Source organism: Microbulbifer sp. ABF4_143, assembly GCF_056160225.1.
On record NZ_JBSWWT010000009.1, the window covers coordinates 22,543 to 36,362 of the forward strand.

General features: G+C 67.3%; 16 protein-coding genes. 7 read left to right on the forward strand and 9 right to left on the reverse strand.

From position 1 onward, the window contains the following. Positions 1–132: 132 nt before the first annotated feature. From cysK to ACXAF3_RS08815, 5 genes are all read left to right on the forward strand, one after another. Complete coding sequence (gene cysK, locus ACXAF3_RS08795) at positions 133–1,050, forward strand: cysteine synthase A (RefSeq protein WP_475111923.1); 918 nt, start codon at positions 133–135, stop codon at positions 1,048–1,050. A gap of 118 nt (positions 1,051–1,168) precedes the next feature. Next, positions 1,169–1,996: a 3'(2'),5'-bisphosphate nucleotidase CysQ gene (gene cysQ, locus ACXAF3_RS08800; RefSeq protein ID WP_475111924.1), complete on the forward strand. Its 828-nt coding sequence runs from the start codon at positions 1,169–1,171 to the stop codon at positions 1,994–1,996. 91 nt (positions 1,997–2,087) lie between these two features. Further along, on the forward strand, positions 2,088–2,294 hold the full coding sequence (locus ACXAF3_RS08805) for a hypothetical protein (protein WP_475111925.1): 207 nt from the start codon (positions 2,088–2,090) through the stop codon (positions 2,292–2,294). Between the two features lie 134 nt (positions 2,295–2,428). Continuing rightward, on the forward strand, positions 2,429–2,710 hold the full coding sequence (locus ACXAF3_RS08810; RefSeq protein WP_475111926.1) for a type II toxin-antitoxin system HicB family antitoxin: 282 nt from the start codon (positions 2,429–2,431) through the stop codon (positions 2,708–2,710). Positions 2,711–2,742: 32 nt separating this feature from the next. Continuing rightward, positions 2,743–3,309, forward strand: coding sequence for an outer membrane protein (locus tag ACXAF3_RS08815; protein WP_475111927.1), 567 nt, complete (start codon positions 2,743–2,745; stop codon positions 3,307–3,309). A gap of 49 nt (positions 3,310–3,358) precedes the next feature. Here the strand turns inward: ACXAF3_RS08815 and ACXAF3_RS08820 are convergent, their stop codons facing one another. The 9 genes from ACXAF3_RS08820 to ACXAF3_RS08860 all read right to left on the reverse strand — a co-directional run bounded on the left by ACXAF3_RS08820 (position 3,359) and on the right by ACXAF3_RS08860 (position 12,706). Next, positions 3,359–4,405, reverse strand: coding sequence for a hypothetical protein (locus ACXAF3_RS08820; RefSeq protein WP_475111928.1), 1,047 nt, complete (start codon positions 4,403–4,405; stop codon positions 3,359–3,361). A 112-nt stretch (positions 4,406–4,517) separates the two neighbouring features. Then, positions 4,518–4,961, reverse strand: a complete 444-nt coding sequence (locus ACXAF3_RS08825; RefSeq protein ID WP_475111929.1) for a hypothetical protein — start codon at positions 4,959–4,961, stop codon at positions 4,518–4,520. Between the two features lie 33 nt (positions 4,962–4,994). Further along, positions 4,995–6,407 carry a DUF58 domain-containing protein gene (locus ACXAF3_RS08830; protein ID WP_475111930.1) on the reverse strand — a complete coding sequence of 471 codons (1,413 nt, stop codon included), beginning with the start codon at positions 6,405–6,407 and terminating at the stop codon, positions 4,995–4,997. Next, positions 6,404–7,414 carry an AAA family ATPase gene (locus ACXAF3_RS08835; RefSeq protein WP_475111931.1) on the reverse strand — a complete coding sequence of 337 codons (1,011 nt, stop codon included), beginning with the start codon at positions 7,412–7,414 and terminating at the stop codon, positions 6,404–6,406. Before ACXAF3_RS08835 ends, ACXAF3_RS08830 begins: the two co-directional genes overlap by 4 nt. Then, the gene (locus ACXAF3_RS08840; RefSeq protein ID WP_475111932.1) at positions 7,411–8,697 is read right to left on the reverse strand and encodes a DUF4350 domain-containing protein; all 1,287 of its coding nucleotides are present in this window, start codon (positions 8,695–8,697) and stop codon (positions 7,411–7,413) included. The genes ACXAF3_RS08835 and ACXAF3_RS08840 overlap by 4 nt, the downstream gene beginning before the upstream one ends. Beyond that, a complete protein-coding gene (locus ACXAF3_RS08845; protein ID WP_475111933.1) occupies positions 8,687–10,237 on the reverse strand; it encodes a hypothetical protein in 1,551 nt (516 codons plus the stop codon). The genes ACXAF3_RS08840 and ACXAF3_RS08845 overlap by 11 nt, the downstream gene beginning before the upstream one ends. Continuing rightward, positions 10,227–11,231 carry a stage II sporulation protein M gene (locus ACXAF3_RS08850; RefSeq protein WP_475111934.1) on the reverse strand — a complete coding sequence of 335 codons (1,005 nt, stop codon included), beginning with the start codon at positions 11,229–11,231 and terminating at the stop codon, positions 10,227–10,229. Before ACXAF3_RS08850 ends, ACXAF3_RS08845 begins: the two co-directional genes overlap by 11 nt. Before the next feature lie 5 nt (positions 11,232–11,236). Next, positions 11,237–11,935 (reverse strand): RDD family protein, encoded by a 699-nt coding sequence (locus ACXAF3_RS08855; protein WP_475111935.1) that lies wholly within the window; start codon positions 11,933–11,935, stop codon positions 11,237–11,239. Between the two features lie 27 nt (positions 11,936–11,962). After that, positions 11,963–12,706: a hypothetical protein gene (locus ACXAF3_RS08860; RefSeq protein ID WP_475111936.1), complete on the reverse strand. Its 744-nt coding sequence runs from the start codon at positions 12,704–12,706 to the stop codon at positions 11,963–11,965. A 160-nt stretch (positions 12,707–12,866) separates the two neighbouring features. Here ACXAF3_RS08860 and ACXAF3_RS08865 point away from each other — a divergent pair, with 160 nt between their 5' ends. Continuing rightward, positions 12,867–13,430, forward strand: a complete 564-nt coding sequence (locus tag ACXAF3_RS08865; protein WP_475111937.1) for a DUF2939 domain-containing protein — start codon at positions 12,867–12,869, stop codon at positions 13,428–13,430. A gap of 14 nt (positions 13,431–13,444) precedes the next feature. Then, the gene (locus tag ACXAF3_RS08870; RefSeq protein ID WP_475111938.1) at positions 13,445–13,816 is read left to right on the forward strand and encodes a DUF2237 family protein; all 372 of its coding nucleotides are present in this window, start codon (positions 13,445–13,447) and stop codon (positions 13,814–13,816) included. Positions 13,817–13,820: the final 4 nt, after the last annotated feature.

A 13,820-nucleotide genomic window follows, 5' to 3' on the forward strand; every position in this document is an offset into this window, starting at 1 on the left:
TGGTTTGCTCGGTTTGGTGAACGGATAGCTTCGGCCAGTATTCGGCAAACGCCGGGGCGGGGCAATCTTCCGTCGCGGCAGAACCGCAGAGTCTTTGATCAATTGCGAAATTAATAAGGGAGAGCTTCGCACATGAAGGCAGCCAATATTCTCGAGACCATCGGCAACACCCCCCACGTCAGGATCAACCGCCTGTTCCGGCCGGATATCGAGGTGTGGATGAAGGTGGAGCGCTTCAATCCCGGCAGCAGTATCAAGGACCGCATCGCGCTGTCGATGATCGAGGCCGCCGAGGCCTGTGGCGAGTTGAAGCCCGGCGGCGTGATCGTGGAGCCGACCTCCGGCAACACGGGTATCGGCCTGGCGATGGTGGCGGCGGTGAAGGGCTACCGCCTGATACTGACGATGCCGGAGTCCATGTCGGTGGAGCGGCGCAAGGTGATGAAGGCGATGGGCGCGGAGCTGGTGCTGACGCCGAAAGAGCGCGGCATGGCCGGCGCGATCGAGAAGGCGGAAGAGCTGCACAGCGAGATTGAGAACAGCTGGATACCGCAGCAGTTCCGCAACCCGGCTAATATGCAGGTGCACCGGGAGACGACCGCGCGGGAGATTCTGGCGGATTTCCCCGAGGGCCTGGACTACCTGATTACCGGCGTCGGCACCGGCGGCCATATCAGCGGCTGCGGCGAGGTGCTGAAGGAGGCCTTCCCGAAGCTGAGCGTATTCGCGGTGGAGCCGGAGAAGTCGCCGGTGATCAGCGGCGGCGAGAAGGGGCTGCACCGGCTGCAGGGCATAGGTGCGGGTTTCGTGCCGGACATACTGAACAGAGAGGTGCTGGACGGCACCATTCTGGTGGGCGAGGAGGAGAGTTTCGAGATGGCGCGCCAGTGCGCGCTGAAGGAGGGTATCTTCGTCGGCATCTCCTCCGGCGCCAGCCTCGCGGCGGTGAAAAAGCGCGAGAACGAATTCGCCCCCGGCAGCCGAGTGCTGGTGTTCAGCTACGACACCGGCGAGCGCTATCTCTCCATCGACGACCTGTTTCCGGCTTAAGCGTGGATTGCCAGCGGATATTGTGATCGCGGCCCATGGCCGCGATTGCGCTTTCCGGTCCCGGCGCCGTGGCCAGGTACTGGCGAGCGCGTATAATGCCGCGCTCACAAAAGGGGGAATGATGGACAAAGCACTATTGGAGCGGGTCATCGAGATCTGCACCCGCGCTGGCGAGGCGATCCTCGACGTGTACAACAGCAGCGCCGAGCTGGAAGTGGACACCAAGGCCGACGATTCGCCGGTGACCGCCGCCGATCTGGCCGCTCACGCGATACTGGCGCCGGCGCTGGCGCAGCTGATCGAGGGGGTGCCGGTGCTGTCGGAGGAGCAGGAGATGCCGCCGTTCGCCGAGCGCAGCCGCTGGCAGCGCTACTGGATAGTGGATCCGCTGGACGGCACCAAGGAGTTTATCCGCCGCACCGGCGAGTTCACCGTCAATGTCGCGCTGATCGAGGGCGGCGAGCCGGTGCTGGGGGTGGTGCATGTGCCGGTGTTGAATATCACCTACGCCGGTGCAAAAAACGCCGGCGCCTTCAAGCGCAGCGCCGAGGGCGAGCGGGCGATCCGAGTGCGCCCGCTGCAGCCGCGCCTGGACGCGGGCCAGCCGGTGGAACTGGTGGCGAGCCGCAGTCACGGCGCCGGTGCGGTGGACCGGCTGGTGGCGCGCATCGAGTCGGATCTCGGCAGCGTGGCCTGCGTGAATATGGGCAGCTCGCTGAAGCTGTGCCTGGTGGCCGAGGGCAAGGCGGACCTGTACCCGCGCCTGGCGCCCACCTGCGAGTGGGATACGGCCGCCGCCCAGGCGGTGGTGGAGGCCGCCGGCGGCATCGTGGTGGACGACCGGTTCCAGCTGCTGCGCTACAACAGCAAGGACTCCCTGCTGAATCCTTTCTTCTATGTGATCGGCGACCCGTCCTTCGATTGGCGCCAGCTGCTTACTGAATAACCGGTCATCGACTAAGCTCTATGCAACCGCCACTGCCGGTGGCGGTTGTGTCGTTTTCGGCGCCGCAGGGCGCCACTGCCGGGATAGAGCCATGTCCAGCCTTCGCAGCGCCCATATCAATATCAGCGAGAGCGAGATACGCCGGTTGCGCCGGCAGCTGGAAACCGAGATCACCTGGCTGCAGCGGCAGATGGATGAGATGGGCGGCGCCGAGTCGGATCTGGATATCTCGCTGCAGCAGACCTACAAGGAAATGATCTTCTCCCGCCGCGCGCTGCTCGGGCGCATTCCGCGCTGAGCGCCGCACCGGCGGGGCGCGCGCTATTTTTTTGCTGCCAAATTCCCCTCGCGCCATTTTCTCGCCGCCGCGGGCCACGAAAAAATGAAATCCGTCTACGCTTGGTGGGTCAATGTCACAAGAGTAACTCCCCGATGCGCTATCCGGTCGTGGTCCACAATATCGAATACGCCGGCTTCGGAGCCATTGCCCCGGACCTGCCCCACTGTCACTGCCACGCCGATTCGCTCGATGCCGCCCTGCAGAAGATGGCGGAAACCATAGTGCAGCGGCTGGACGAGCTGCGCGCGGCCGGCGACCCGCCGCCGGAGCCGGGCGATATTGAAATCCTGCGCAGCAACCCGGCGTTCTCCGGTGGCATCTGGGCCATCATCGACGTGGCCCAGGCCCACAGCTCCCCCAAAGCCGAACCCTGACGGTCTGCAACAAAGTGCCAAGGAAGGTCGCAATGAAGAAAGTTTTGTTCGCTCTCGCCCTGATCCACTCCACAGCGGCCGCCGCCCAGGCCTGGAACAACCCCTTCGAGGGTATCTGTGCCGGCGAGTACCGCGTGATTACCAACTTCGGCGCCGGCACCGGTCAACAGCAGATCAACAAGGACGACGACACCTTCGGCCAGGTCAGTATCGGCATCACCCCGACCGTGGGGGTGTGGCAGGTGGAGCTGCGCTATTCGAATTTCGACGACGGCAATATCTCCGTCGACCAGTACGGGGTGAACTTCAAGGTAGACTTCACCCTGAACTGCGACGTGCAGTGCCTCTACTGGATGGCGGGCTGGAACTACGGCGACTTCGATGTCGACAAGGTGAGGCGCGGGGACGAGTTCGTCCTGGTGAACGAGGACGGCGACGACAACTACTGGAATGCCGGCGTCGGCTATCGCTACAACTGGACCCGTTCTTTCGACACCTCGGTGGAGTACAACTATTACGATGTCGGCAGGGTGACCTCCTACCAGTACGACCTGGGGCACCTGCGCTCGCTGACGCTGAATTTCGGCTACCGCTTCTGAATATCGATCGCGGCCATGGGCCGCGATCGATCCCCAGGTCAGTGAAAAATCAGAAGGCGTAGCTCAGGCTCAGGTTCAGACCGTCCTCCCGCGCCAGCTGGAAGCCGTTGTAATCCGCGGACAGCTCTCCGACCCACTCGAGCCCGAGGCGCACGCCGGCGAGCGCCCCCCGCTGAGCCACCAGGTTCACGCCCAGCCCGTAGTCCAGCAGTTCGCCGCCGTAGTTGGCCTGCAGGTCCGCCGGGCTGGCGTGCCTGTGCGGTCCGTTGTAGTGGCCGTTGATATCCCCCTCCTTCGTATACTGCAGCCGCGCCGACAGGCTGATCCAGTCCGCCAGCCGGTAGGCGCTCCAGGCGGTGGCGCCGTAGCGCTCGCCGAAGGCGAAGCCGGAGTCGTTCTCGTCCTCGAGCGGCAGGCGCGCCGACAGCTGCGCGCCCCAGCTGAGCCGCTGCAGTGCGCTGCTGTAGGTGATCGAGGGCAGCAGGTCCCAGGTGCCGGTGCCCAGCTGCATGCCGTAGTGGGTGAAGCTGCCGTCCGCGTTCTTCTCCTCCACCGAGCCGGTCGGCGCGCTGAAGGCCAGGGTCGCGTGCAGGCGATAACCGGCGGCGTCGGCGATGCGGAAGAGGCCGCCGACAATGGTGTCGCCCGCGCCGGACACGCCGTGGCTGTGGCCGCCGCTGCCATGCCCGCCGTGCATATCCCCCATGCCGCCCATGGATCCGTGGTCGACCATCTGCATCGACATATCCATACTCATGTACTGTGGCATCAGCATCAGCGTCAGGTCGTCGGACACGGCGTACATGATATCGAGCATATGCATTTCCATCGTCATGTCGGTCGGCATCATCGAGTAGCCGGCCATGGCCAGATCCATCGCGTCGGCCTTCTTCGAGCCGCGGTACAGGTCGCGGTACTCCTCGCGCATCGCGCGGTAGCCGAACATCCACTCCCCTTTCGCGTGCAGGTGGTCGGCCATGACGCCGGCGGGCGCGTGGCCCTCGGGCAGGAAGGTGGGGGAGTTCTCGTGGGCCAGTGCCAGGGGCGCGGCCAGGCCTATGGCGCCGGCCAGCAGGGTTTTCTGACAGTTGTTCATAGTGATTTCCCATAGCGGTGCGCGGCCACCGCCGGGCGGCGGCCGCGACAAACTGTTGGCGGCGGGGCGCCGTCGTGGGCCCGGCCGCGGTGAAAGAGATTTGTTCTGGAATTCAAACGCTGTGGGAGAGGGGCGGCGCCCGCTGTGGCGGTCGCAGATAGGCGGGCCGCGGCGAGGCCGCGCCGGGCGCGGCAGCGGGCACACCGCGCTCGCGGCGGGGGAGGTGCAGTGCCTCCAGCGCCGGCGCGGCGGCGAGGCCGGCGCCGGCGGAAAAACTGCAGTGGTTGTCGGCGAAGCTCTGCGCGGTCAGCGCATCGTGGTCGTGGCCGCCGTGGCCGTGATGGGCGCGCTCCGCTTGCGCCAGTGCGCTGAGCAGCAGCGCGCTGCGGCTGTCGCCGTGACACAGATCGTAGGGTGTGCCGGCGGCGACGGGAGCGGGCATAAAGCCCGCCGGCACCAGGCCGCGCACGGCGAGGAACAGGCACAGCAGCGCCGACGCCTGCCAGCGGGACAGGCGTGCGGCCGGACGCGGAGCGTGTGTTTTGCGCTGTGCCATTGTCGCTGTCTGTTCGGGCCCGTTCCAGTCGGGTCAGATTTTACCGCTGCGCTTCAATTGCCAATAGGTCTCCACCAGCGCCATATGCAGCTGCTCCGGCGCCGAGTCCACCACCAATACGTTGCGCGCGCGCAGCTGCTGCAGCAGGCGCCCGCGGCGCGCGAGGAAATCGGCGGCGGCCGCCGCGTCAATCGCGTCGCTGAAATTCTCCACCGGCCGGCGCAGCAGCGCGTCCACCGCCGTTTCGCGCAGGCTGGCCACCATCACCAGGTGGCGCCGCGACAGCAGCTGCACCGCCGCCAGCAGTTCATCGCTGTCCTCGTCGCGCAGGTTGGTGACCAGTATCACCAGCGCGCGGCGCGGGTGCTTCGCCAGCAGCTGCTGGGCGGCGCTGCTGAAGTCCGCGTTGGCGGTGCCCGAGTGCAGGTCGTAGACGCCGTTCAGCAGCAGGTTGATGCCGCCCTCGCCCTTGACCGGCGGCAGCTGGCCGCCGGAACTGTTTTCATCGGCGGCGAAGGCGTGCAGGCCCACCGCGTCCCCCTGCTTGATGGCCACATAGGCGGACAGCAGCAGCGCGTTCAGCGCGTGGTCGAAGTGGGAGAGCTCGCCGTCCTTGGCGCGCATGCGGCGGCCGCAGTCGAGCATATAGACGATCTCCTGGTCGCGCTCGTCCTGGTACTCGCGGCTGATCAGCTTGCGCAGGCGCGCGCTGGCCCGCCAGTCCACCTGGCGCTGGCTGTCCCCCTGGCGGTATTCGCGCAGCTGGCGGAAATCCATGCCCTCGCCGCGGCGCTGTTGCCGGTGCAGGCCGAGGAAGCGCAGGCTCTGTTCGGTGGACAGGGCCTGCAGCGAGGAGATGCCGAGGAAGTTCGGGTAGACCTTGACCGACTGCGGCCGCCCCAACAGCAGCTTCGTCTGCCACAGGCCCCAGGGGGAGTCCGCCAGCACTTCGATACGGCCGAAATCCGCGCGGCCGCGGCGCCGCGGCACCAGCGGGTAGTCGATGGCGACCCGCTGGCCCGGATCCAGCCGCGCGCGGCGCGGCAGGTCCGCGGCGGAGAGCTGCGCCGGCACACTGTCGCAGACATCGAGCGCGAGCGCGCGCGGGCCGCCGTTGTCCAGCGTCAGCCGCACCCGGTTTTCGACCCCGAGGGCCAGGTTGCCGGGCAGCCGCCGCTCCGCTTCGAGGCCCGCGACCCTGCGCCCGGTGAAATAATCCAGCAGCGCGCCGGCGAGCAGCAGCGCGCCGGCGGTCCACCACAGGTCCTGCAGCGCACCGGCGCTCTGCGGCTGCCAGATGCGCGCGGCACTGATGGCCAGCGCCGCCAGGCACCAGCTGCCGAGCAGCGCCACCAGGCGGCGGCTGGGGGCGGTGCCGGCGGCCTTCGCCGTCGCGGCCGGGCGCGCCTGTGCGGCGGCCCCGGTGTCGGCGGCGGGCCGGCTCACAGGCGCGGCGCCTCCACCGTGTCGATGATCTGCGCCAGCACCGAGTCCGGCGTCTCGCCGTCGATTTCCATATCCGGCGACAGGCCAATGCGGTGGCGCATGACTGGAATCGCCATCGCCTTGACGTCGTCCGGCAGCACGAACTCGCGCCCGGCCAACAGCGCCTGGGCGCGCGCGGCCTGCAGCAGGCCGATGCTGGCGCGGGGGCCGGCGGCGCGGCGCAGCTGCGCGGATTCGCGGGTCGCGCGCACCAGGCGCACCGCGTAGTCCAGCACCTGCTGGTCCAGCGCCACCTGCGGGATCAGCGCCTGCAGCTGTTGCAGCTGCTCCACGGTCATCTGCCCGGCCGGCGGCTGCGCGAGCTGCTTCTCGATGCGACCGGCGCTGGCCGCGGCGGCCAGTTTCAGCTCCGCCTCCAGGCTCGGGAAGTCGATCAGCACTTTGAGCAGGAAGCGGTCCAGCTCCGCCTCCGGCAGCGGGTAGGTGCCCTCCTGCTCGATCGGGTTCTGGGTCGCCAGCACCATGAACGGGCGCGGCACCGGCAGTGCCTCGCCGTCGATGGTGACCTGCTTCTCCTGCATCACCTCCAGCAGTGCCGCCTGGGTCTTGGCCGGGGCGCGGTTGATCTCGTCCGCCAGCAGCAGGTTGGTGAACACGGGCCCGCGGCGCACTTCGAAGCGGCTCTCTCCCATGTGGTAGATGGCGTGGCCGGTCACGTCCGCCGGCATCAGGTCCGGGGTGAACTGGATGCGGCGGAAGCCGCCGCCGAAGCAGTTGGCCAGGGAGCGCACCAGCAGCGTCTTGCCGAGGCCGGGCACCCCCTCCAGCAGCACGTGACCGGAGGCCAGCAGCGCGATCAGCACCTGGTCGACCACGGCTTCCTGGCCGATCAGCAGCCGGTTGATGGCACTGCGCAGCAGCGCCAGTTGCGCCGTCGCGGCCTGCCAGTCCGGCTGCGCCGCGGCGGCCTGCGGTTGTTGGTCCGATTGGTAGATGGTGTCGCTCATAGGACTGCCTCGATTTGCTGCAGGTTGCGCATTCGCTCGGTAAACGCCTCTTCGCTGCGGGGCGGGTCCCCCCACAGGCAGGCGGCAATCTGGGATTCGCTCAGGCCGGTGTCGGCACTGAGCCGGGTGCACAGCTGGCGCCTGGTGGCTGTGTCTGCGTTGTCGCCGCCGAGGCGGCGCAGCGCGGCGCGGCGCAGGCCGAGCAACAGCCGCTCGCAGTGGTCCTCGCGCCAGTAGTAGTGGCCGCAGGCGGAGATATGTTCCAGCAGCGAGCGCCGCGCCGGCTCCGGCTCCGGCGCCGGCGGGCCGAAGCGGCGCGCGCGCAGCAGCAGCCAGGCCAGCAGTGCCAGGGCGCCGGCGATAAAGAACTCGGCCCCGTAGCGGCGCGCCAGCTCGAACAGGGAGTCGAAGCGCGGTTGGGTCAGAAACACGAATTCGCCGTCGGAGGCCAGCTGCTGCAGGAAATAGGCGTGGTCGAAGTGGCCGATGCGCCGGTTGCGCCAGATACCACCGTCCGCCAGCAGCGTGATCAGGCCGTCGCCGCGCTCGAACTGCATAAAGGGCACGCCGGTGTCGCCGCGCCAGATCCTGGCCCAGAACACCGGCTCGGTGGTGGAGTCCCCGCCGTTGAGGGCCGGGTGGTGGAGCAGCTGGCCGGCGTTGAAGTGCAGCTGATATTCGCCGTCGTCGCCGGCGAGGGTGACCAGGTCGGCGGGATCCACATCCGGGTTGCGCGGCGGCTCCTGCGCCGCGGCGCTCTGTTCCGCCTCCTCCCCGCCTTCGAGCTTGCGGTTGTGCTCGCGCAGTATTTCGCTGGCGCTCTTGCCGCGGTACTGGTCGGCGTCCTCGCCGAGCAGTTGGCGGAAGGGGTGCTCGAAGAATAGATCCTCGCGGCCCTCCTGCAGGGTCACGTCCAGCTGTTCCAGCAGCCAGTCGCGCTCGCCGTCGAGCCCGTGGGCGACCACTATTGCGTGGCCGCCGCGCCCGACCCAGTCGAGCAGTTCCGCGGCGCGGCGCGGGTTGTACACCTGGCTGGAGCTGGCCAGGAACAGGGTGTCGCGGCCACTCATCTCGGCGAGCACGGAGATATTGTCCGCGCGGCGGGACTGCAGCCCGGACGCGGCGAGGAAGCGCTCCGCGGCCAGGTAGGGGTTGCGCCAGGCCTCGGGACCCCAGCCGCGGTCCAGTTCCTCGGTATAGCGCTCGAAGAAGGTGAAGAACAGGGCCACCAGGGCCGCGAGCAGCAGCAACAGCAGGCCGAGCAGCAGGCGCTTAGCGGTCATCGGCGAAGGCCTCCCGCCATTTGTCGCACAGCATTTCCACCCGCGCCGTTTGCGGCGCGCGGTGCGCGTAGGCGAGCTGCTGCCAGCTGGCGGTCAGCTGCAGCACCAGGTCGCTCAGTGCGTCGCTGACCGGCCGCGGCGCATCCTGCGCCGGCACCCGCTGCCGCTGCCGTACCAGCTGCGCGCACTCGCTCTCGGTCAGGTGGTCGCCGAACTCGAACTGGTAGCGCTCGATCAGGTGCGCGAGGGTCGCCCGGTACAGCAGGCCCAGACTCGCGCGCTGGTCGCCGCCGTGCCACAGGCGCAGCACCTCGGCGCAGACGTCGGCGGGCAGGCTGGAGCGGCGCACGTCGAGGCCGAACAGGGTCTCCGGTGCGGCTTTCTTCCCTTCGGGCTTGCCGGAAAAGTGCAGGCTGCGGCGGATCGGCTCGCGGTAGCGCCACAGCAGGTACCCCAGCAGCCAGGCCGCGCCCAGCCACAGCAGCACCTCGACCAGCAGGCCCAGGAGCGGGCCCCACTCGGACTCGTCTTCGGCTTCGCTCGGGCGGCTCTCCAGCCACTCGAGAAAGGCGATCAGCCACTCGGGAAATTTGCTCTGTTCCCAGTCGATTTCCTTCAGGCGCCAGCCGCTGACCTCCTCCACCCGGTGGAAGTCCTCGCCGGCGAGAATTTCGTCGATGGTCTCGCGCGCCTGTTCCGGTGTCTGCGCGGCGCGGGCCGGCTCCAGAGGTGCGGTCAGGGCCAGTGCGCACAGCAGCACCAGCGGCGTGGCCGCCGCGCGGGAGCGCTGCTGCCTGCGCTCGCGCCGGTGCCGCTCGAGCAGGCTGCGGAACTGGATTTCTATATCCCAGGCCTCCAGTTCGATGCGCCGGCCCAGGTAGAGGCAGAAGCCCGCGACTATGTAGAAGGGGGCCACCGCGGCCATCACCAGCACGAAGAGCCCGTTGATGCTCCACTCCAGCCACAGGGTGTCGCTGCCCAAAAGCGGCATCCAGTCGATCTGCGCCTGCTCGGGAACGAACAGGAAAACCAGCGCGAGCAGTGCGATCAGCAGCAGCGACTCGAGGTGGAAACCCAGCACCGTCAGCCACATGGCGGCATTGGCGTGCTTGCGGTGCAGTACGCCGATGCGCGCGGCGCGGGCGGCGCCGCTGCTCTGTTCGAGCAGGGTCACCGGCATATCGAAGGCGCGCGTCGGGCTGAGCCGGCGCCAGGTGAGCCAGGGGAACCAGTCGCGCCGGTTCTGGGCAAAAAACTGCTTCAGTGCGGCGGCCGCGGAGACCCGCTCGCCGAACAGCGCGCGGCTGGCGATAAACAGCGGCAGGCGGTCGAACACCGGTTTCATCCACCAGACCAAAAACAGCGACAGGTTGGGGGCGTCCGGCAGCAGCCAGTAGAGGGCGCCGAACAGCAGCGCCGCCGGCAGCAGCCACACCAGAAACAGCGGCAGCCACTGCGCGCGCGCCAGGGCGACCCCCAGGTCGATGGATTCCCACGGCGAGCGCAGCCGCGCGCGCACGGCCAGGCGTTCAAGTTCCACGGCGCACCCCTTTTCCAGTCTGCGCCGCCTCCCCGGGAGGCACCGCGCCGCGCCCGGCCAGCGCGAAGTAGGCGATGACCAGCAGCCACAGCAGTGCGCCGACGGTGAGCTTCACGGCGATCGCAATTTCAGTGCTGGAAGACCAGAAGGCCTCCAGGAAGGCGGCGATCACCAGCATCAGAAAGGTGCCGTACATGATCTTCATCGCCTCCACGCTCGCCTGGCGCAGTGCCACCAGGCGGCGCTGGCGGCCCGGATCCACCAGCGAGCGTCCGAGCATCAGGCCGGCGGCGCCGGCCAGTACTATCGCGGTCAACTCGAAGGCACCGTGGCCGATCACGAAGGGGTAGAAGGTCGACACGAAGCCGACGCGGGTGATGTGCCCGAAGACGGCGCCAAGGTAGACGCCGTTGAAGACCAGGAAGAAGATGGAGCCGAGCCCGAACAGCACGCCGCCGGCGAAGGTGCGGAAGGCGATGCCGATATTGTTCTTGATATAGAAGCCGAACATCATCAGGTCCGAATCGGAGCCGCGCTCGCGCCCCAGCACCCGGTTGCCCGGGTCGTACATGGCCTCGAAATCCAGAACCTGCGCCGGCGACATCACCGCGTAGATAAGTGCATCATTCTTGTAGGCGCCGATACCGAGCACCAGCGCCGGCAGCAGGAACAGCGCGGTGGCGAGCCCCACGGTGCGTATCTGCGCGCGCACCGCGCGCGGGAAGTCGGCCAGCAGGTAGCGGAGCCAGGTGTTGCGGCGCAGTGTCTGCTGCCGGTAGACGCGGTGGTGGGCGGCCATCACCAACTGGTTGAGGCGGTCCACCAGCGCGCTGGTGTACTGGCGCTCCTTGGCCATCGCCAGCTGCTGGCACAGGCTGCGGTAGGCCGCCGGCAGATCCAGCGCCGCGGACTCGCCGGCGCCGCCGGTCTTCAGCCACTTTTCCAGCCGCTCCCAGTCGTCGCGATAGCGATTTTCAAAATCCCGTTGCTTCATCGCGGCTAGCCTCTGCCGCCCAGTAGCCAGCTGCCCACCGCGCGCAGGTAGTCGAGCCCGGCGCGGTCTTTCTTGCCGGTCAGCGGTTCGAGCAGATTCGCCAGTTCGCACTGGCGCGCCTCGCTCAGCTCGCCGCCGCGCTCGACCAGGCTGATCAGCGCCTGCTGGTCCTGCAGACGCAGACCGCGCGGCGGCGCCAGCGGGGTGATATCCGCCGGGACGCTGTGGGCTTTTTCCGCCGGGCGATAGACGACGAGGGTGCCCGCGGCCAGATCGCCGAGACGCTGGAAGTTGCGGCCCAGCGTCATACACAGAACCCCGCCGGCATAGCCGAGGGGCAGGAAGTCGGCGAAGCGCAGCAGGTTGCGCAGCAGGGAGGCCCCCCAGGAGACCGGGGTCAGGTTGTCGTTGACCACCATCAGGCCGAAGGCCTTCTTGCCCGGCGTCTGGCCGCCGCGCAGCACTTCGAAATAGACCGGGTAGAACCACTCGAGCAGGAAGGAGCACAACAGCCAGATGCCCCAGCCGGCGCGCTCGGCAAACGCCAGCGCTATGGCCAGCGCGATCAGGATCAGCGTGCGGTAAAAGAGGTCGACGCCGTAGGCGAGAATGCGCGGCACAGGCCCGGCGGCCTGTGCGCGCAGGTCGATCCCCTCCGGGGTCTCGACACTATAGGTGGTATCCAAGCAGGTGGTGTCCAGCAAACCACCACTCCCATCAGGTCAGGTGGTTCAGTCTTCCGCGCCGCCGAAGATAGTGCGGTAGACGACGCCGAAGGCGATGGCCAGCAGCGGCAGCACCCAAATCAGGCCGATCAGCAGCGGCAGGGCGCCGGCGATATACAGCAGCAGGGCGACGATCAGGAAACCGAAGAAGGCGAACCAGTGCTTGGTGATCGCCTTGCGCGAGGTCTCCAGCGCCTGCCAGGGGCCGAGGCCTTTGTCCACGATCAGCGGCAGGGTCAGCATATAGGCCACCGCCAGGTAGATGCCGGGGATGATCAGCAGCACGAAGCCGATGGTCACCAGGATGGACATCAGGATATTGGCCACCACCAGCGGCAGCAGCTTGTCGAAATGGGAGAAAATCTCGGTGGCGGAGGTCTGCTGGTCCCGCGCTATCTTGATGCCGATCAGCATCATGCCGGCGGTCAGCGGTGCGGTGACCAGGTTCACCAGTATCTGGTAGACAATCATCGAGCCGAAGGAGGCGTTGGCCTGCTGCTCGAGATCGAAAGAGGAGTAGCCGGTGATGGCGCCGGCTGCGAAGCTGACCACCATGAAGGCGACGACATACAGGATAATTGCCAGCCAGATGGTGCCCTTGTTGCCCTTGGTGCGGCGCCAGGCTTCGCTGAAAATCTCGCCGATATTGATGGCGTAGTCCCCGGCAACCCCCTTTTCCAGAGAGCCGTAGCCGCCGCTCTCCTCCCCGGTGGTCAATTGTGCTTCCGGGGCCTTGTAAATATCGCTCATCGTCAGATGTCCTTTCGCAGTTCCTTGTTGGTATGGGTACAGAGCCTTAGGCGGGCAATATCGCACAGCCGTGGCCCAGGGACAATCCCGCGCCATCGCCGGGTTGGCAAAATTAACTGTCAAGGGGATAAAATCCGGGCGCAACGAAAGGAAAAATACATTGATAAAGAAGTGGCTGATTACCGCCCTGCTCTCGCTGGCGCTGCTGGCCGCGGGCTATATCGCCCTGCCGCGCTATACCATCGAACGGCTGGAGCAGGCCGCGCGAAACGAGAACCGCGAGCAACTGCAGCGCCATATCGACTTTCCCGCCCTGCGCGACAATTTACAGTCGCGCCTGCAGCGCCAGCTGCGCGAATCCATGGGTGCCGGAATGCCGGAGGAATTTGGCGACTTCTTGGCCGCCGGCGCCAATCTGTTGATCGGCCCGCTGCTGCAACAGCTGGTGACCCCCGAGGGTATCGGCGAGCTGTTGCGCGGCGGCAGAGAGCTGCGCGAGTTCGAGCGCGAGCTCTACCGCCAGTCCAGCCCCGCGCCGCGGCAGCCGCCGGAAGCGGAGGCGTCCGCGCCGGCCGGCTGGCAGCTGCAACGCTGGGGCTTTGTTGGAGCCAACCGCGTGAGCGCCGACTACGGTGAAGGCAGCGCGGCGCAGCTGCGCCTGATACTCGAGCGCCGCGGGCTGCGCTGGCGGCTGGTGGATTTGGAACTGCTAAGCGAGGAGTGAGCGGAAAAATGCAAATGGAAGCTTCTGTGAATGTGTTCGGCGATCCGCTGCTGGCCTGCAGCCTGGAACCGGTGACCGGCTTTTTCCGCGACGGCTGCTGCAACACCAGCGAGCAGGATTATGGCTCCCACACCGTCTGCGTCGAGGTGAGCGAGGAGTTTCTGGCCTTTTCCCGCAGTCGCGGCAACGACCTCAGCACACCGGTGGAGGAGTACGGCTTTCCCGGCCTGAATCCCGGCGACCGCTGGTGCCTGTGCGCGGCGCGCTGGCTGGAGGCGCAGCAGCAGGATATGGCGCCGCGGGTCTATCTGCAGCGCACCCATGTCAAGGCGCTGGAAATAGTGCCGCTGGCGCTGTTGCGCCAGTACGCCGTGGACCTCAACTGATCGG